The following is an 18,638-nucleotide window of genomic DNA, read 5'->3' as shown; positions in this document are numbered from 1 at the left end:
TATAATAGCACAGTAAAAGGGCGGTTATACATTTCCTTGATGACAGGAATATCAGCTATTTTTGCAAGTGATAGTAGTGAAAATGATATTTTTGGTTGAATTAAATCATCATTTTCAAAGGTGTATTATCAAAAATATCATTTTTTCAAGGAAACCCTGAAAAATAGCTTATAATATTGCGCCATGCTTTGAACCACGCCTATTTTGGTGTTTTAATCGGCATGTATTGCTTGCTTTGTATGTGTGTTTTTATGTCTAAAAAATGTGCAAACAAACGAGCAATGTCTCTCTTGTTTAATTCATGCTAGGTCTGCAAACGATGAATGCTCCAGTCGCTTTAACCCCTGAGTTATTGACCCAATTGACTGCAATTGTGGGTGAAAACCGTATTAAAACTGATGCGGACAGCCTCGAAAATTGGGGTCGTGATCATACCAAACACTTTGATCCAAACCCATCAGTTATCGTTTTTCCTTCGACAACTGAGCAAGTGCAAACCATTGTAAAACTTGCGAATCAGTTCAATGTCGCAGTAACACCATCGGGTGGTCGTACCGGTCTTTCTGCAGGTGCAGTGGCTGCGAATGGCGAGATCGTAGTCAGCATGGACAAGATGAACCAGATTCTGGAATTCTTCCCAGCTGACCGTATGGTACGCGTGCAGGCAGGTGTGGTGACTGAACAGCTTCAGAACTATGCTGAAGAACAAGGCATGTACTACCCGGTTGACTTTGCATCTGCAGGTTCATCGCAGATCGGCGGTAACATCGGTACCAATGCTGGTGGTATTAAAGTCATCAAATATGGCATGACGCGTAACTGGGTACTTGGTCTGACTGTGGTAACAGGTAAAGGTGACATCCTTCGCTTGAACAAAGGCATGATCAAAAACGCAACAGGTTATGCACTTCAACACTTATTTATCGGTGGTGAAGGTACGCTAGGACTTGTGACTGAAGCGGAAATTAAATTAGAACGCCAACCACAAGACCTTCAAGTGATGGTTTTAGGTGTACCTGACTTTGATGCCGTGATGCCTGTTCTACATGCATTCCAAGCGAAAATTGACTTAACTGCATTCGAATTTTTCGGTGAAGTGGCAATGCAGAAAGTGTTGGCAAATGGTCATGTACAACGTCCATTTGAAACTGAATGCCCATTCTATGTATTGCTTGAGTTTGAAGCGCCATTTGAGCCAATTATGGACAAGGCGATGGAAATCTTTGAGCACTGTATGGAACAAGGTTGGGTACTTGATGGCGTACTCAGCCAAAGCCTAGACCAAGTTGAAAGCTTATGGCGCTTACGTGAAGACATTTCTGAGTCAATCGCACCATTTACGCCATACAAAAATGACATTTCAGTATTAATCACACACGTTCCTGCATTTATTAAAGAAATTGATGCAATTGTGTCTGAAAACTATCCAGATTTTGAAATCTGTTGGTTCGGTCATATTGGTGACGGTAACCTGCACTTGAATATCCTGAAACCGGCTGACCTGACCAAAGATGAATTCTTTGCGAAATGCCAAGTCGTGAACAAGTACGTATTTGATACTGTGAAAAAATACGACGGTTCAATTTCTGCGGAACATGGCGTAGGTATGACCAAGAAACCTTATCTTGAATACACCCGTTCAGCTGAAGAAATCGAATACATGAAAGCCTTGAAAAAAGTGTTCGATCCAAATGGCATCATGAACCCAGGCAAACTATTCGATCTTTAATCAGAATAGATTTACAAAAGCGCATCGAAAGGTGCGCTTTTTTTATTGCTCTGTAACTGGACTTACAGAGTCTAAATAGCGTTAAGCTGAAAAGCCCGGCATAATAATTTCTGCATAATAAAGATAATCTGGGTTAAACAATATGTTACGGTTATTGGCGGTTACAATTTTAGGTCTGGGTGTGATGACATCAGGTTGTACAACCACCCAGAAAGTGATTGCAAAAGTGCAGTCTTCTTCAGATACACCTTTGGATCAGGTGCTTAAAATGAGGCCTGACCTGCGTGAAGAACTGGCAACAGTCGAGATACGTCAGTTCTTTAATCGTGTTGAGTCACCGACGGTTGGACAGGTAAAAGTGACTGAAACAGGTTTGATGGATGATTCGGTGAGATCGATTCAGATTATTTATCATTTCAGAAAAGAAGAGAAAAACTGGAAAATGCACAATACTGAAAAGCTCTATCAATGTGTACGCGGTTCAAATACCAAAACTTTCCAGAAAGCAGCTTGTCCATAATAATGTTTGATCTTTAAACAAAACTTCGTTAAAAGCGTATCTTGTTGATGCGCTTTTTTATTGTTTGGGATTCTATAAAAATGAATATTTTAATTGTTGGTAATGGTTTTGATTTGTCGCACTATTTGCCGACTAAGTATGATCATTTTATGGATGTGATGGAGGCTATTGAAAATAAAGAGTTAGGTAAACCTCTTAATGATTTAGTGACAAGTCATTTCGAAAACGTAGGTGACCTTATTGTTAAATTTTTACAACTGAAGAAAGCAATTAATCCTCAGACTTATGAAATGAATTTTGATGAACTTTTTAGTCAGTGTCGAGATAGGGATTTTATTACGAAAACAAAGCAAATCTACGTGACAGATAATATTAAGTTATCCTTTGAAAAAATCATAGAAATCAAATTTCTATTAAAAAATAATCCTTGGTATCAATATTTTAAGAACCACGTAAAAGAAGTAAAAACGTGGATTGATTTTGAGCAAAAGATCGAAGAAGTTATTCTCTCTACTAGTCAATGCTGCTCTGATATATTGAATATTCATGATAATAGTAAAATATATTATTATTTTGAGAACTCAAAAGATGAAGAGTTGAAAATAAGTAAAAAGAACTTAAATATTTTAAACTTTTTTGAATTTGTTAAACCTGAAAGATATGAAACTACTCGAATGAGACCGATAGCTGGATATGGCTCAGATACTTCAATGTCAAAAAGTTATTCGGATAGATTAAATATTAACCCTGAATATTGTTATGGTGGGAAAATTATTAATGGTTTCAATCCTTTACTTTTTTTAGATAAATTGCACAGTCAATTAGAAGAATTTATAGAAATATTTAATTTATATTTGAAATTAATTATTAGTAATCTGCAAACGACTTCTAAATTCCTGATTCAATCCGAAGATTGGGTATCTCCAGATAAAATCTATTCTTTTAATTATACAAATACTTTTCAAAGATTATATGACAACATCCCAATAGACTATTTGCACGGTTCATATGGTGAAGAGCAAAATATAGTTTTGGGGGTTTCAGAATTAGAAGATGAATCGTTGAAAAAATTAAAAGTATATGGTTTCACTAAATATCATCAAAAGCTTTTTAAGGATACGGATTATTTATTTTTAGATGAATACAAAAGGAAAGTTGAAGAAAATTTATATCTTTTAAAAGCTCATGAAGCTACAGAATATGATACGGCTCATAGTAAGCAAAAAAATAGAGAGAGATGGGTCAAAAAAGGGTTATTGGATCTAAATATAGTTATTTGGGGGCATTCTCTTGATTACTCTGATAAAGAATATATTATTGATTTATTTAGTTTAAATGATGAAATAGATAGGAATATTCGAGTAGTTGTTTACTATTTTGATAAATCAGCCAAGTTTTCACTTCTTAATAACTTATTAGCTATTTTAGATAAAGATAAGGTTGAACAATGGATGAAAAATGGCTGGCTTAAATTTGAAAAGAACCCAGAGATTCATTTCGGTGCTCAAGAAGAAGTTGATCAAGAAAAAGAAGCATCCTAAATCTGCAACACACAAACTCGTTTAGCCTATCGAATAAAAAATTTTGCTAGGCTAATCTTTTAATATCTAAAACAAATACGCAGAAAAAATGAAAACACTCGCTTTTATTCATCGTAATGATACACGTTCTGCTGTGGGTGATTTTTCACCTGTGTTATCGGTATTTTCCCATTATGAATTTGGGAATACCATTTCACCATTTTTATTGCTTGATCATTTAGGGCCGGGCGTTTTAAAACCATCACTACGCCAAAAAGGGGTAAGTGAACATCCGCATCGTGGTTTTGAAACTGTGACCATTATGTTTAAGGGTGAATTGGAACATCGTGACTCAAGTGGTGGCGGCGGAATGATTGGCGCAGGCGATGTGCAGTGGATGACAGCCGCATCAGGCATTATGCATAAAGAAGTGTTTAGCAAAGCCTTTTCAGAAACAGGCGGTGCATTTGAAATGCTGCAATTGTGGGTCAATTTACCTGCCAAAGACAAAATGAATCCACCCAAATATCAAAATCTAAGCGCAGATCAGATTCCAAAAATTACATTGGAAAATGATGCGGGTTCTGTACGTGTGATTGCAGGGGAGTTTGCAGGGCAACAAGGACCTGCACAGGTGCATTCGCCGATGCAAGTCTATGATGTCTATGTCAAACACGGGCAGACGATTGATTTACCTGCACAATCAGGTGAAACCACAATACTGTATATCCGTACAGGTCAGCTACAGATAGCAGGTTCGGATGAGGTATGTGTTGATCATGATATGGTGATGTTGTCGAATTTAGGTGAAGGTGTACGACTGACGGCACAGCAAGATTGCGCTTTTTTATATTTAAGTGCGCGGCCACTGAATGAACCTCTCAATGGTCATGGACCATTTGTGATGAATACCTATGATGAAATTTTACAGGCTTTTGATGATATTAAGACAGGAAACTTTATTCGTCATCCAACCAGTGAAATGCATGTACCCTAATCGCTACACAGATTTTGAAATTTAACTCTGTTAGACTGCACGCCTGAAATCAAGATAAAGAAAAATGAATCATCACCTTGATGATTGATATTGAGCTTATGCAAAATATTCAAACGACAAAACTCAATCGTGCCACCATTATGTTCCCATTGGCGCTGGTGCTGTTTGAGTTCTCCGTCTATATCGGCAATGACCTGGTACAACCAGCTATGCTCGCCATTACCAGAGACTTTGGTGTGAGCAGTACCTGGGCGCCGTCGTCCATGTCTTTCTATTTATTGGGTGGGGCATTTATTGCGGCCGTGCTTGGGCCTTTATCAGATCGACTTGGTCGTAAAACCGTATTACTCGGCGGTGTAGCTTTCTTTGTTCTGACTTGTCTGGCAATTTTGTTTACGCCGAATATTGAAAGCTTTATTGCACTGCGCTTTTTGCAAGGCTTTGGCCTGTCCGTGATTGGTGCAGTAGGCTATGCCGCAATTCAGGAAACCTTTGAAGAACGTGATGCCATTAAAGTCATGGCACTCATGGCAAATGTATCCTTACTCGCACCGTTGTTGGGGCCTGTGCTCGGTGCCTTTATGATTGAGCATGTATCCTGGCATTGGGGTTTTATCGGCATTGCCTTCCTGGCTTTTCTGAGCTGGTTTGGTCTTAAAGCTAAAATGCCTGATCCTCAAATCAGTCGGGTTAAACAGCCACTGAGTTATGTCTGGGATGACTTCAAAGAAGTCCTGAAAAATAAGCGCTTTGTGACGCTAACCATGTCATTGCCCACCATCTGCATGCCTTTAATGCTGTGGATTGCATTGTCCCCAGTGATGCTGGTCGAGCATTTGGGTCTGACCAGTATGCAGTATGGTTTAGCACAGATTCCAGTTTTGGGTGGGCTGATTGCAGGTAATCTGGTCTTGCTGAAAATCATCGATAAAATGCCATTAGGTCACACCATCATGCGTGCCGTACCGATGATGTTTGTCGGGACATTGGTCATTGTCGCGGGGCTGTTTATTCCAAAATATTTTGTGCATTGCCTGATTCTTGGCATGACGCTGATCAGTTTCGGCGAAGGCTTGAGTTTCTCGGTGATTTACCGTTTTGCTTTGATGTCTTCTGAAGTATCTAAGGGCACTGTAGCAGCTGCATTATCTGTACTGATGATGCTGAGTTTCTTTGCTGTGATTGAACTGGTGCGGGTGATTTATGAAGCCTATGATATTTGGGGCTATAGTATTTCTTGTGCCTTGCTCATTGCACTGTGGTTTGGTATTCCAAGGACTTGTTTAAAAACACTGATGGCAGAAAGAAAGGAAAGAGGGGAGTTTTGAGTCCTTATTGATGAAATTTATAAATTGTTGAAATCACATATTCAATATTCGAGTTCCCTCTCTTTTAGGAGAGGGTTAGGGTGAGGTATTTTAATTAAGTACCCTCTCTCTAGCTCTTACTTGCACTTCGCTTTAAAGCAGTGCTTTAAATCTCGCTCAAGGAGAGTGGATTTCCTTTGTAGATCTAATAATGATTAGAATCCAAAAATCAGGCCTCAGCTGGCTGCTCCAGCTTTTTTAATTTCATATCAAAGATAAATGGCCCAAATGGCAGAATTGAAGCGATCAGGCCCATAATAAACATACTGAGTGACCATTTCTGTTTTTCACATACCGCAAACAGCACTACCAGAAAAAGAATAAATAACACGCCATGCCCCATGCCGACATATTTCACCAAAACAGGATTGTCCATCATGTACTTCACCGGCATGGCAATAAATAACAACAGCAGGAAAGAAATACCTTCAATCAGGCCAATAAGGCGTAGGGTTTTGATGTTCATAAGCAAGTCAGAATATTTGGAAACTCTACGAGTGTAGCCGATATAAGTATCAGAATAAATAGGCTTTATAACTATAAGTAATTGTATTTAAAATAAATAATTCAGAGTTGTATGGTTGGTTTTAGCTATATTTTTATATTGGTAAAATGATCTGTATGATTTATAAGATATAAAAAAGCACCTCCGGGAAGGTGCTTCACTGTCGTGGATAACTTAGATCACGCCACAGGCAATACGGTCACCGCCACCGCCAAGTGGTTTAGGTGAATCAGAATAGTTGTCGCCACCGGCATGAACCATGATGGCACGGCCTTGAACATCAGCCAGTTTTAAACGTGGTGCAACCACAGTCACTTTCGCAGTCCCATCCGCTGCTACTTTCAGCGCTGGCAAGTCACCGAGGTGACCCGTCATTGGCGTACCGTGATTCGGTGCCTGATTGGTATTCAGGTGACCGCCCGCAGCCAGTGCAGCACCCATTTTACCGTCTTTTTCAGCAGGGGAACATGAACCATTTTCATGGATATGGAAACCACGTTCACCCGCAGGCAAGCTGCTTAAATTGGTACGAATCACCAGACCCGCCGGACTATCAGCCAGGTAAACCATACCAATTGACTGCCCCACACCTTGCGGAGATACGGCATTGATCGTAACCGCTTTCATATTGTCCATATTTGGTTGGGTAGACGAGGTAGCACAACCAGTGAACAGGGCAGCACTGATCATACCCAGCGCAGATAACTTGAATATTGACGACTTAAACAATGAAGACATGATATAGCATCCCATACTTATTTTGATTTTGTGTCCTCATTGAAACAGACAATTTTTGGCAATTCTATATGGATTAAGCACTTAAATGTTTTAGCTTTGTAATTCTGTGTAGACGCTGCCAACACCATTTAGAGTGGTGATGTTGGCGGCGGATCTTTCTTCTCTTCTTCGAGATCGTAGGCCATTGTGGCTTTCGGCATCATCAGCGGTTCATGCTGACCATTTTCATGCAGCCATTCACGCCAGATTGCCAGTAGTACAGCCAGAATCACCGGACCGATAAATACGCCAATCAGGCCGAAGCTGGCAATACCGCCAAGTACACCAAACATGATCAGCAGGAATGGAATCTGGGTTGCGCCGGAAATCACCAATGGACGAATCACATTATCAGCAGTGCTGACGATACAGATGCCCCATGCCATCACGCCAATCGCTTCAATGGTTTGACCTTGTGAAAATAGCCAGAGGGATACGGCGCCATACGCCATAGGTGGGCCAAAGGGAATCAGGGCAAAAATAAAGGTGATGATGGTCAGGACCATCGGGTTCGGCACACCCGCGACAAAGTAACTTACGCCTGCAAGTAGGGCCTGTGCAATTGCAGTCAGGCCAACACCATAGACTACGGCACGCGTGGTATCAGAAATGGTATCCAGATAGTGATGCACACGTGGACCAATCACTTTTTCTAAGGCTTTGCTGACCTGTTTCAGAATGATTTCGCCATCACGGTAGAAGAAGAATAGAGACAGCATTGCAAAACCTAATTTAATCAGGTTTTTGCTGATTTCATTAAATAGCACTTTACCGTAATTGAGATGTCCCTGAATCCAGATTGAAATATTCTGGACAATGCTGTTCGGGTCGTTATTGATCTCACGTAAGGTACGGGAAATTTCCTTACCGACAAGGGGCAGATCACGAATAAAGTTAGGAACATTCAGATGACCAGAAAAGACCTGTTTCTGTAATTCGTAATACAGGCTACGACCTTCATGTTGCAGCAGGAAGATGGCAAATGTCAGTGGAATACCGACCACCAGCGTCACCATAACCATCATGATAATTGCACTCAGGTTCGGTCTAGAACCCACAGAACGTTTGATAGATTGATACAGCGGCCAGGTCATATAGGCAATAATGGCTGCCCAAACTACAGGTACAATAAAGTATTTGAGTACATTAAAACTCAAATAAAGCAGGATAAAAAATAATCCAAACAATAAAACTTTTTGTAATGTAGGCGCGTATTGTTGCACTGAATTCAATGACTCATTCCTTAGGTCTGTCAGGCATATTAACTGAAAAAAAGCCGAGCGCAAACGCACACTAACAAAGTTATACGGATTCTTTTCTTACAAAGAAAGATATTGTGCGCTATCAGTTTAGAACCACTGGGTTGGATCATCAATAATGGCATTTAATACAGGTTGCCATTGCGCCTGCATTTCCCGGTACATTTTTTGTGGTTTATCGAAAATTGACAGGCCTTCCATTGCCAGACGTCCATACGGTGCACGTTCAGAAATCCAGGCCACCGGCTGCTGTTCAATCCGGTCAAAGAACTGCTGAATTTCCTGATTAGACGCTGCATTCGGCCTGTTACGATTTGCCAGGAGCAGAATCTGGACTTTACCTTTACGAATCCGCTTGATCTCCTGAAGATGTTTCAGAAAGCGGCGGGTCGAGTCGATATCAAAAAACGAAGGCTGTAAAGGAATGATGATGGCATGTGCTTCACTGACCAGTTGCTCGGCATGCTCACCATTTAAGGCACCCGGCGCATCGATAATCAGGTATTCGATTTTCTTAGGCACATCGCCAATAGATTTGCTACTACGCCAGTCCAGACTCTGGATCGGGGCGGCATCTTCGGGACGATGTTTGAGCCATTGCAGCGCAGATTTCTGGTTATCGGCATCAGCAAGCGCAACCTTGTAGCCTTTTTGCGCCAGAGCCGATGCCAGATTGATGGCAGTCATTGTCTTGCCGCAACCGCCTTTCTGATTTGCAACTAAAATCGTTTTCATGAGTCGAGATGATTTATTTATGTACACTGCTAGCATATCATTCTTTTCAGAACGGCAGAGGGTGGAAAACCTCGACTTCAGTCGAATCTCCCCATAACTTAAGTGAAAATTAAGGAAGATTGAATGTCCATATGGATGGCGATGTTAATAGGAGCGTGTATCGGGATTGTGCTGACCACGCTGATTCTGGGACAGAGCCGTAATGGCCGAATCAAGGCAGAATATGAGCAGTACATTGCCGAGCTGGAACTGGAACATCAACAGGCCCTGACCGCAGCCCAGAAGCGTAGCGTGAATACCAGCCGGGCTGTACTTAAGGGGAAAATGGCTGAGCAGCTGGCACCGATTATGCCTGAGTTTCAGTATTTACCCAGCGATGCCAAGTTCCTGGGCGATCCGGTAGATTATGTGGTCTTTGATGGTTATACCGACTTTCGTGATGGCGATGGTCTGGCCGAAGATATTGAAGTAGTACTAATTGATATCAAGAGTGGGGGTGCTCGACTGACCAAAGGGCAACAGGCAATTGCCCGGGCGATACAGGAAGGACGGGTACGCTTTGAAACCATCCGCATCGATTTTGAAGAATTCGAAGACTAGGAAAATATCATATGGATAAGTTACTGATCGCAGCAGCACTATTCGCGCTTGGGATCTGGGTCTGGTCAGAGTATTTTCGCGCCATCCCGCATCTAGAAGAAAGTGGCGTACTTAAGAATTTCAAGGTAGAAGCGGTGCAGCCTGTTTCAGCAAGGTATACAGTGCTGGAGAAATCCTTTATTAAACCGAACCGACGGGTCTTGCATCAGGCTAGTCCCTTTGTGGGCAGTTTTAATGATCTGGCCTATGTCAGCAATATTGATATCTTGCTTGCGACTCAGCCTTTGCCCACTATGCAGGCCGAACTGCAGCTTGATAAGCCGAAACGCTGTTTCCAGATTGAAGGTATGACCAATACAGCGCAGCAGGAAGCAATTAAAGCCCATGTGCAGCATTTCAGCCTGATTGCCGCCAATGAAAATATCGCCAATCAGATTCGCCGTCTGAAATCAGGACAGCAGGTTCATCTTCAGGGTGACATTGTCACTGTACATTCGGGTACTACAGGCCAAGATTTTCAGGCAGGGATCGGGTCGAAACATCGCGCCCAATGCCAGTTGCTTAAAGTGAATGCTGTTCAGGTCGATTGATTTTATTCAATGCCTGAAACAGGCTTGCGTGCCCGAGCCAGCAACATCCGCTGTCCAATACTAGGAATACCCGCGGCATCGACATATTTCACTTCATCCAGTTCAAAACCGGCTTCAAGTAAAGCAGTTTCAATATCCCGATCAAGATGACAGCCATCCGCGACTTTTTTCTGAATCGGGGTCAATAAATGCTGTAAACGCTGCACGTTCAGATTCTGGCGGTTCAGTACATGTTCGACTACATGCAAAGTTCCACCCGGAATCAATACCCGGTAAATTTCTTTCAGGCTTTGATGCAGATCGGGAATGCTGCAGAGAGTCCAGGTCGACACCACATTTTCCAGCTCATCACTATCAAAAGGTAATGCTTCAGCACTGGCAAGAATGTGCTCAACCACAAAAGGCGCCGTCTGAATCCGTTCCTGGCCTAATTTAAAAATTTCGGGACTAGGTTCTAAAGCATAGACGGTATGGACGCCTTGATAGAAGGGTAGGTTCAGCCCACTACCGAAGCCGATTTCTAGAACTTCACCCGAAACCCCAAGCAGGAGTTCACGGCGCAGATCCATGAGTGATGCAGTTTGCATGACCTGATTCAGCAGGTGTGGAAAAATGTGTTTTTGATAAAATTTATACAGCATGATTTTAAGTTCAATTTATTGCTGGATTGCGCTTAGCTTAACCGAAAAAGTCCCGCTAAATATAATTTTTAGTAGCACTCATTCATAGCACATTGTTACCAATTTCAACTATTTCCTTCATAAGTTCGCGCTAAGATAATCGGTAAACAGATAAATTGAGATGGTTGGAATAAAAGCAAGATGAGGTTGAAAAGCATGAAGCATATTGCCCTGTGTTTGGGCCTGATGTTACCGGTGCTGTCCCAGGCATCTATAGAACATAATATTGCCAAAGGCTTGCCACCCGTGGCAAAAGGCCAGTCAATTTCGGTATTGCAGCCATTTAAAGGTGATTTCCGGATTTTGGGTTCAAAAATTTATAATAATGATCCGCAAGCCAAGTTTTCCCCGATTGATTATGCCGTAAGTTGGGGACTGTTTGCTGAACCGGAAATTGCCCGTCATATCAGGGTCAATCAGTATGACCGCTACCTGAACTGGAAAATGGATCGTATTCCAGTGCCTAAAGCACAAGCCATGCAGATGGTATCCAATATGCATATCATTCCTGCCAATCCGCAGATTGCCAAAGCCATTAAACAGGTCAAACGTGGTGATCTGGTCCGCTTGAAAGGCGAGCTGGTTGAAGTGCGAGATAAAGATCTGGTGTGGACCTCATCGTTAACGCCGACCGATACAGGTGATGGCGCCTGTGAAGTGTTTCGTGTCGACTCGATTCAATGGATTGAAAAGGTACAGCGTAGCTAGTTGTAGCAGTTCCTTAATCATTTATTTTAAAAAAGAAAACCGCTCAAAGAGCGGTTTTTTATGGCTTGATTCAGCATTTATTTAGCAGCTAGTGCTTCACCTTCAAACTGAATGCCATCCCAGCCATTGATCATGAACTGGCGGATATTCTGGTGATCGGTCGCTTCAGGCGTTGCCAGTACTGCGGCATAGTGTTCAGCAAACAGACTTAAGGTTTGTGCCTGATCCAGACCATTCAGTTTTGCAAAAGAGAATACTTTGGCACTGCCCTGATTTTCAGTGGCTGCATTGGCTTGTTGACCATTTTTAAAAGCTGTTGGTGTGTGCTGATAGCGTGCATCAATGAATGCGATGACATCAGAAAATTTTGCTTCGCCAGCAGCCAATTGGGCCAGTAATTCCTGAGCCATGGGGTTTCCCTCTAGAACTTAAATAAATATGAATGGCGTCGAATATACCAATTTTTTGGCAAAGATCCATGTTCATTGTGCAATTTTAGGTGCATGATGTTATTCATTATTCTCGCCTAGTATCAAGGCTAGTGATGGATTCAGGATTAAAGGATAATGGAGAGGACATGAACTGGCTTTTGGTGGCAATGGGCGGTGCAATCGGGGCAACACTGCGTTATGCAACAGGTATGCTGATTTTCAAGCCGCAAATGCTATTTCCCTGGCCGACCTGGTGGATCAATATCATCGGTTGCCTCTGTGCCGGAATTTTCTTTGCCTTTAGCCAGAAATATAGCTTTTTACAGAATGAAGCACGGCTGTTATTCATGGTTGGGATCCTGGGTGGCTTTACCACCTTTTCCAGTTTTGGTCTGGAAACTTTTCAGCTGCTTAAACAGGGGGCAGCAACCATTGCGCTGAGCTATGTTGTATCCAGTGTGATTGTCGGTGTGCTGATGCTGGGGATCGGTTTCTACCTGACTCAGCTGGCTTTAGCGCAGGCATAAAAAAGTCAGGAAACTAGGGAGATTTCCTGACAATAGAGGATTGAAAAGAGACGTTTCAGCTTTAGCCGCGTTTAAAACGTGCAAAACGTTTGTTGAAGCTTGCTACGCGGCCTTCATTACTGGTTTGACGCTGTTCACCGGTATAGAAGGGATGAGACGCACTTGAAATATCCAGAGTGACATAAGGGTAAGTCTTGCCTTCATATTCACGGGTCTGGCTTGAATTCATGGTGCTGCCAATAACAAAATAAACATCGGCATTGGTGTCATGAAATAACACTTCACGATACTCTGGATGGATATCTGGACGCATGTTTTTCACCGTGCTTGAATAATAATGATGAGATTAATTGTTATGTTATAATATAACAATATTATTTTCAATATAGGTCTGGTAATGATGTGTAACCGGACATTATTCTTATTCCAGCTTAGGTACGTTTTGGTACCAGCTCTTCAAAGACGTCGCTGAGGTCATCTTTGACTTTCAGGTGAATCAGGTTCCAGTATTGTCCGGAAATGGTCCGGTTTACCATCAACGTATCTGGAGAAGGTTTGAATACATCCCAATACTTTAAGGATGGTTTGATCAGCTCTACACCGTCATGGTGCGCCGAGTTTTTCTCAAAATCATAATAGCCATTCAGTGGACGTAACAGTACTTCCAGCCACTGTTCATACAGTTCCTGAGGGAATTTCCCCAGTTCTGTCAGCGATTTAAGCGAGTCTAACTGCTGCTCAATCATTGGAATATTCTGTTCTCGGGCGGCATGCACCAATTCTCTAAAATGACCAATCACTTCAGAAGATAAAGTTTTTACACCACCAAAATCGTAAATGATGACCGTACCATCTTCACGGAAGGCGAAATTACCCGGATGCGGGTCACAGTGAAAACGACGCAGATAGAAAATTTCCTGCCCAATGGCACGGAACAGGCGACGGCCCAGATCATTGCGGATTTCTACCGGCCAGGTACTGGCAGTTTCAATGCTTTCGCCATGTTCCAGACTTAAGGTCAGAATATGCCGTGACGAATAATCCGGATAGACTTGGGGAATCACAATCTTGCTGTCCAGTGTTTCGTGGAAAGCACGAGCGACCTCTAAATTTTGCGCTTCGATTTCATAGTTCAGCTCATCGTCCAGACTGTGTTGAATTTCCTTAAACAGCTGATCTTGCAGTTTACGGTCAACTTTTAATACTCCCATCAGACGTAGCGCCAGACGGACCTGTTTCAGGTCGCTTTCACAGGCTTCTTCCACACCCGGATATTGCACCTTTACTACCACTTGCTGACCATTCGGCAAGGTTGCTTTATGCACCTGACCAATCGAGGCAGCAGCAAAAGGTTTAGGTTCAAAATCCTGGAAAATCTGTTCTAGCGGTTTGCCAAGCTCTTGTTCAACCTGTGCTTTAATCACGTTAAATGGCATGGCTGGCGCCTGACGTTGCAGCTTGGAAATGGCACGTGCGACTTCAGGCGGGAAAATATCTTTGTATTGAGACGCGATCTGGCCAACTTTCATCACCGCACCTTTCATTTCCCCAAGGGTGTCGGCAATCTGTAAGCCAATATCCTGAAAAAGTTTGCTGCGCGCTGCATTTTTCTGCTCTTCGTCGGCAGTTAAATTTTTAATAGAATTTGATAATGTTTTGCTGGCGATACTTGCTGTCATACCGGCAAGTTTCATAAAGCGACGACCGGGTGTGCTAGCCGTTTTTGCCATGCGGAATTCCTCAAAATCATCTTTTTAATGCTGCCTTTGATCATAGGCGACAAAGGCGTAAATGCCTACAACTAATTGTAGAGGTTGTGTTGCCAGGTCAATTTCATGCTTCACAATTTCTTCAATAATCTTCCAAAAATTGTGCCAATACAGCTTTGATTTCATCATTTAGATTAATCAGGTTGAGTATTCATTTTGATTTTTTACTTGTTTATGGGATTAGAATAATCAGCATAATTTAAGCTAAGACTATTCGATGAAAATTTATCGTTATTTTACCGGCAAGGATGATGTGCATTTTTGTGCCCGTGTGACCAAGGCATTAAATGAAGGCTATGAACTGTATGGTTCACCTACCATGACTTTTAATGGTACGGAAGTGATTGTAGGGCAGGTTGTGATCAAAGAAGTCGCAGATGAATCTGAGATTCCACAAGGTTTAAAAGCCGCTTTAGAAACGAATTAAAGTTGTGAATTATCACGGCTTCAATTTTACATTCGTATTTTTATCTCCATGTATAGACGGTCGTTACTATTGATGAGGCATGAGGTACTCAAAATATATTTTGAGAACGCAAGGTAAAAGCCCGTTCATTGATTGGATGCTATATCCTGAGGACGTTGTAAGCATTGGCGTGGTGCAAGATGACTGATCAACGGCGACCTCCATGTCGCCTGATAGCTAATTTAATATGGGATTGAAAATTCATCCTTTTTTAAATACTTTTTAAATCTGCTGAATCAAACGTTTATTGTTGCCATAGAGACGCATCAGTAGCAACACACAGGCCACACTCAGACCGACAATCAGACCCACCCAGACACCGGCCGCACGCATATCCGTAAATCTGGATAGATAGACACCGACCGGGAAGGCAATCACCCAATAGGCAATCATGGTGATCCACATCGGGCCTTTGGTATCCTGCATACCACGTAAGCAGCCTGCGGCGCTAATTTGCCAGCCATCCATCAGCTGATAGGCAATGGCAAACAGCACCAGATAGACCGCGATCTGGGCGACCTGCATTTCTGAGGTATACAGTGCCACAATCTCATGCTTAAAGAACCACAGTAGCAGCATAGTCAATATGGCAAGCACAGTGGCAGTGGCTAAACCGAGCCATTGTACCTTACGCATTGCGACCCAGTTTTTCTCGCCATAATAGGTTCCGACACGAATCGTTAGGGCAATCGCTAAAGACATTGGAATCATAAATAGCTGTGAGGTAATGGAGATCGCAATCTGATGTGCCGCGACAATAGTTTCACCCAACGGGCTAAGGACAATTGCCGCCGTACTGAAAATGCTGACTTCAAAGAAAATCGCTAAACCAATTGGTAGGCCTAACTTGAGAATACGCTTGAGCCAGTAAGTATTAATTTTTTCCCAGTGAGTAAAGGGTTGGGTTGCCTGATAGGCCTTATTTTTTAGAATATAGGTCGCGAGTGTAATCAGCATCAGCCATTGCAGAATCGCTGTAGCAAAACCACAACCCGCACTGCCTAACGCGGGAATTGGACCGAAACCATACATAAAAATAAAGTTTAGCGGAATCAATGCCAGTAGGGCCAATAAACTGATTGCTGTGACTGGGCGTGGATAACCGATTGCCTCAGAATAGCCGCGCAATGCTGCATACATGGTCACGGCTGGCATACCAAAACCAATCGCATGCAGGAACAAGCCAGCCTTAGGTTGCAAGTTTTCCGGTACGCCAAGTAAAGGTAGGGTCAAAGGCAAAATTTGCAAAACCAGACCCGCGATTACGCCGAGTACTAAAGCAACCCAAAGGGACTGACGGGCAATGGTTGAGATTTTCTCTGGGGTACGAGCGCCGTAGGCTTCAGCCACTAAAGGGGTGGTGGCAATCATGATGCCACTAAACAGCAACATCACCGGAATCCATAAGCCGACCCCGACTGCAATGGCTGCCAGATCAGTTGCAGACAGATGCCCGGCCATAATGGTATCAATCAGACCAAGACCGGCCTGAGAAAACTGGGTGACCAAAATCGGTAACATTAAAGTGAACAGGCGTTTTAATTCAAAGCTTAGGGTTGTAGCTGACGAAACATTCGACACAAAAAATACTCATCTTTCATCATGTGCTTAGATATAAGGTTTAGCGTTGTAAAGTGAGAAGCACACCAATAAAAATCACCACGCCACCCAGAAGACGTTGCCAGTTGAGTTGTATTCTTTCACTGTCGAACCAGCCAAAATGATCGATGATCATGGAGGAGACCAGCTGTCCAAAAATCACCAAAGCGGACAAAGTGAGCAGCCCAAGTTTCGGTGCACTATAGATACTCATGCTAATCGCATAGACACCGAGGACACCACCCAGCCATAAATACCAAGGCAATTGTGCAAATGTACTGAGGCCCGGTTTATCCACCTGCTGAAAAAATACCAACACAGCAAGCAATATTGTACCAATCAGGAAGGAGAAAAGGGCAGCTTGTAAAGGAGAATATAAATATTCCCGTAGCTGGGTATTAATACCGGTCTGAAAACTTAAGGCAATACCAATTGCCATTGCCAAAGGGATAAATAGCAGGATCTCGGAAGATATTTTCATTCTCAGGGTCTTGTTTTTGTTGGGTTAAACTGAGTCTACTGTAAAGCGGATGAGAATTCATAAGCAGGGTACTTTTGTCATGCTAAAATACAACAAAATTCATCTGATGTTCTGAGCACTGTCCTTGACTGATTTAAATCCTGCCGCTATTCCATTGTCCCTGTATATCCATATGCCATGGTGTGTGCGTAAATGTCCCTATTGTGATTTCAATTCACATGCGGTACCAGATGGCAAACTGTCTCTAGATCTCGAGCAGGAATATTTGCATGCCTTGGTTGAGGACTTTAAGACGCAGGTTGATTTTGCACAGAGACGTCAGATTCATAGTGTATTTATTGGTGGGGGTACACCCTCACTCATTTCTGCCCAAGGTTATCAGTGGTTATTTAGCCAATTAAAAGTGCTGCTTCCTTTTGAAGAGAGCTGTGAAATCACCTTGGAAGCCAATCCAGGCACAGTGGAACATGACCCATTTGCCGGTTATCTGACAGCGGGCATTAACCGTCTTTCGATTGGTGTACAAAGTTTTAATACTGAGCATTTGAAAAAGCTGGGGCGTATTCATAGCAATCAAGATGCGATCTCGGCGATTGCTCATGCCAAAGAAGCAGGTTTTGAGCGCATCAATGTTGATCTGATGCATGGATTGCCAGAACAGACTTTAGAACAGGCTTTAAATGATTTAAAACTGGCTGTGGAAAATGGGGCAACGCATATTTCCTGGTATCAACTTACTATTGAACCAAATACGGTGTTTTTCCGTACGCAGCCTATTTTACCTGTGGATGAGGTCTTGGAAGAGATTCAGGAACAGGGCGAGGCTTATTTAAAAGCTCAGGGCTTTATCAATTATGAAGTCTCGGCTTGGCGTAAAGAATTGCCGTCAGCACATAATCTGAATTACTGGCAGTTTGGCGATTATTTGTCAATTGGGGCAGGGGCTCACGGGAAAGTGACTCAAGCTGATGGGGTGTATCGTTTTCAGAAAACCCGTTTGCCGAAAGATTATTTAGCCAAAGTGCCCGCAGAGCATTTGCAGTTTAAACGGATTGAAGCTGAAGATATGCCGTTTGAATTTATGATGAATGCCTTGCGTTTAAATGATGGTGTAGCAGCGAAGTTGTATGCAGAGCGTACAGGCCTTAATCTGGATAGTCTAAATGAATTATTGACTTCACTACGTCAACGCAAACTCATGGTTGAGGATCCAGAACGTCTGGCTTGTACCGAGCAGGGGCATGTATTTTTAAATTCAGTATTGGAAGAGTTTTTATAAGCCTGTGGATTTCTATTCAATAAAGTTTAATTGCATCCGCCTCTATTAATTTCTCAATATTTTGTGATTATTCAAATATTAAGTCATTTGAATAACATA

Annotated in this window: 21 protein-coding genes; 11 read left to right on the top strand and 10 right to left on the bottom strand. The window is 42.4% G+C overall.

Annotation, left to right across the window (positions count from 1 at the left end):
- The first annotated feature begins 319 nt into the window (after positions 1 to 319).
- The 5 genes from IHE35_RS12990 (at position 320) to IHE35_RS12970 (ending at position 6,094) form a co-directional block, all read left to right on the top strand.
- Positions 320 to 1,729, top strand: a complete 1,410-nt coding sequence (locus IHE35_RS12990) for an FAD-binding oxidoreductase (protein ID WP_242787977.1) — start codon at positions 320 to 322, stop codon at positions 1,727 to 1,729.
- A 142-nt stretch (positions 1,730 to 1,871) separates the two neighbouring features.
- Positions 1,872 to 2,249, top strand: a complete 378-nt coding sequence (locus IHE35_RS12985; RefSeq protein WP_242787976.1) for a hypothetical protein — start codon at positions 1,872 to 1,874, stop codon at positions 2,247 to 2,249.
- 80 nt (positions 2,250 to 2,329) lie between these two features.
- The gene (locus IHE35_RS12980; protein WP_242787975.1) at positions 2,330 to 3,790 is read left to right on the top strand and encodes an AbiH family protein; all 1,461 of its coding nucleotides are present in this window, start codon (positions 2,330 to 2,332) and stop codon (positions 3,788 to 3,790) included.
- An 88-nt stretch (positions 3,791 to 3,878) separates the two neighbouring features.
- Positions 3,879 to 4,766: a pirin family protein gene (locus IHE35_RS12975; RefSeq protein WP_242787974.1), complete on the top strand. Its 888-nt coding sequence runs from the start codon at positions 3,879 to 3,881 to the stop codon at positions 4,764 to 4,766.
- A gap of 98 nt (positions 4,767 to 4,864) precedes the next feature.
- A complete protein-coding gene (locus IHE35_RS12970) occupies positions 4,865 to 6,094 on the top strand; it encodes an MFS transporter (protein WP_242787973.1) in 1,230 nt (409 codons plus the stop codon).
- Between the two features lie 208 nt (positions 6,095 to 6,302).
- Here the strand turns inward: IHE35_RS12970 and IHE35_RS12965 are convergent, their stop codons facing one another.
- The 4 genes from IHE35_RS12965 to IHE35_RS12950 form a co-directional block, all read right to left on the bottom strand.
- Positions 6,303 to 6,599, bottom strand: coding sequence for a DUF3817 domain-containing protein (locus tag IHE35_RS12965; protein ID WP_071319828.1), 297 nt, complete (start codon positions 6,597 to 6,599; stop codon positions 6,303 to 6,305).
- Between the two features lie 213 nt (positions 6,600 to 6,812).
- The gene (sodC, locus tag IHE35_RS12960) at positions 6,813 to 7,376 is read right to left on the bottom strand and encodes a superoxide dismutase [Cu-Zn] SodC (RefSeq protein WP_242787972.1); all 564 of its coding nucleotides are present in this window, start codon (positions 7,374 to 7,376) and stop codon (positions 6,813 to 6,815) included.
- 128 nt (positions 7,377 to 7,504) lie between these two features.
- Positions 7,505 to 8,638, bottom strand: coding sequence for an AI-2E family transporter (locus IHE35_RS12955; RefSeq protein ID WP_242790017.1), 1,134 nt, complete (start codon positions 8,636 to 8,638; stop codon positions 7,505 to 7,507).
- A gap of 126 nt (positions 8,639 to 8,764) precedes the next feature.
- On the bottom strand, positions 8,765 to 9,409 hold the full coding sequence (locus tag IHE35_RS12950; protein ID WP_242787970.1) for a ParA family protein: 645 nt from the start codon (positions 9,407 to 9,409) through the stop codon (positions 8,765 to 8,767).
- 123 nt (positions 9,410 to 9,532) lie between these two features.
- On the opposite strand from IHE35_RS12950, the gene IHE35_RS12945 reads away from it, so the two are divergent.
- Positions 9,533 to 10,009, top strand: coding sequence for a Holliday junction resolvase-like protein (locus tag IHE35_RS12945; RefSeq protein ID WP_099338161.1), 477 nt, complete (start codon positions 9,533 to 9,535; stop codon positions 10,007 to 10,009).
- Between the two features lie 11 nt (positions 10,010 to 10,020).
- Positions 10,021 to 10,599, top strand: coding sequence for a hypothetical protein (locus IHE35_RS12940; protein ID WP_242787968.1), 579 nt, complete (start codon positions 10,021 to 10,023; stop codon positions 10,597 to 10,599).
- A 2-nt stretch (positions 10,600 to 10,601) separates the two neighbouring features.
- Here IHE35_RS12940 and IHE35_RS12935 read toward each other — a convergent pair whose 3' ends face one another.
- Positions 10,602 to 11,240, bottom strand: coding sequence for a class I SAM-dependent methyltransferase (locus tag IHE35_RS12935; protein ID WP_242787966.1), 639 nt, complete (start codon positions 11,238 to 11,240; stop codon positions 10,602 to 10,604).
- Positions 11,241 to 11,435: 195 nt separating this feature from the next.
- Here IHE35_RS12935 and IHE35_RS12930 point away from each other — a divergent pair, with 195 nt between their 5' ends.
- A complete protein-coding gene (locus IHE35_RS12930; protein ID WP_242787964.1) occupies positions 11,436 to 11,987 on the top strand; it encodes a hypothetical protein in 552 nt (183 codons plus the stop codon).
- Between the two features lie 77 nt (positions 11,988 to 12,064).
- Here IHE35_RS12930 and IHE35_RS12925 read toward each other — a convergent pair whose 3' ends face one another.
- The gene (locus tag IHE35_RS12925; RefSeq protein ID WP_242787962.1) at positions 12,065 to 12,397 is read right to left on the bottom strand and encodes a HopJ type III effector protein; all 333 of its coding nucleotides are present in this window, start codon (positions 12,395 to 12,397) and stop codon (positions 12,065 to 12,067) included.
- A gap of 167 nt (positions 12,398 to 12,564) precedes the next feature.
- Between IHE35_RS12925 and crcB the strand changes: the two genes are divergently transcribed.
- Positions 12,565 to 12,945, top strand: a complete 381-nt coding sequence (crcB, locus tag IHE35_RS12920) for a fluoride efflux transporter CrcB (protein WP_242787961.1) — start codon at positions 12,565 to 12,567, stop codon at positions 12,943 to 12,945.
- Between the two features lie 61 nt (positions 12,946 to 13,006).
- Here crcB and IHE35_RS12915 read toward each other — a convergent pair whose 3' ends face one another.
- Together IHE35_RS12915 and IHE35_RS12910 are read right to left on the bottom strand one after the other, a co-directional pair.
- The gene (locus tag IHE35_RS12915; protein WP_242787960.1) at positions 13,007 to 13,258 is read right to left on the bottom strand and encodes a type B 50S ribosomal protein L31; all 252 of its coding nucleotides are present in this window, start codon (positions 13,256 to 13,258) and stop codon (positions 13,007 to 13,009) included.
- A gap of 118 nt (positions 13,259 to 13,376) precedes the next feature.
- Positions 13,377 to 14,675 (bottom strand): AarF/ABC1/UbiB kinase family protein, encoded by a 1,299-nt coding sequence (locus IHE35_RS12910; protein WP_242787959.1) that lies wholly within the window; start codon positions 14,673 to 14,675, stop codon positions 13,377 to 13,379.
- A gap of 256 nt (positions 14,676 to 14,931) precedes the next feature.
- Between IHE35_RS12910 and IHE35_RS12905 the strand changes: the two genes are divergently transcribed.
- Positions 14,932 to 15,141: a DUF1737 domain-containing protein gene (locus IHE35_RS12905; RefSeq protein WP_242787958.1), complete on the top strand. Its 210-nt coding sequence runs from the start codon at positions 14,932 to 14,934 to the stop codon at positions 15,139 to 15,141.
- Between the two features lie 261 nt (positions 15,142 to 15,402).
- Here the strand turns inward: IHE35_RS12905 and IHE35_RS12900 are convergent, their stop codons facing one another.
- Together IHE35_RS12900 and IHE35_RS12895 are read right to left on the bottom strand one after the other, a co-directional pair.
- A complete protein-coding gene (locus IHE35_RS12900) occupies positions 15,403 to 16,761 on the bottom strand; it encodes an MATE family efflux transporter (protein ID WP_275975168.1) in 1,359 nt (452 codons plus the stop codon).
- Between the two features lie 40 nt (positions 16,762 to 16,801).
- The gene (locus tag IHE35_RS12895; RefSeq protein WP_242787957.1) at positions 16,802 to 17,260 is read right to left on the bottom strand and encodes a DMT family transporter; all 459 of its coding nucleotides are present in this window, start codon (positions 17,258 to 17,260) and stop codon (positions 16,802 to 16,804) included.
- 124 nt (positions 17,261 to 17,384) lie between these two features.
- Here IHE35_RS12895 and hemW point away from each other — a divergent pair, with 124 nt between their 5' ends.
- Entirely contained in the window at positions 17,385 to 18,539 is a 1,155-nt protein-coding gene (hemW, locus tag IHE35_RS12890; protein ID WP_242787956.1) for a radical SAM family heme chaperone HemW, read from the top strand.
- The last annotated feature ends 99 nt before the right edge of the window (positions 18,540 to 18,638 follow it).

Origin of the sequence: Acinetobacter sp. ASP199, from assembly GCF_022700675.1 — a bacterium.
Taxonomy (GTDB): domain Bacteria; phylum Pseudomonadota; class Gammaproteobacteria; order Pseudomonadales; family Moraxellaceae; genus Acinetobacter.
This window is presented reverse-complemented; position numbering and strand designations above follow the sequence as displayed.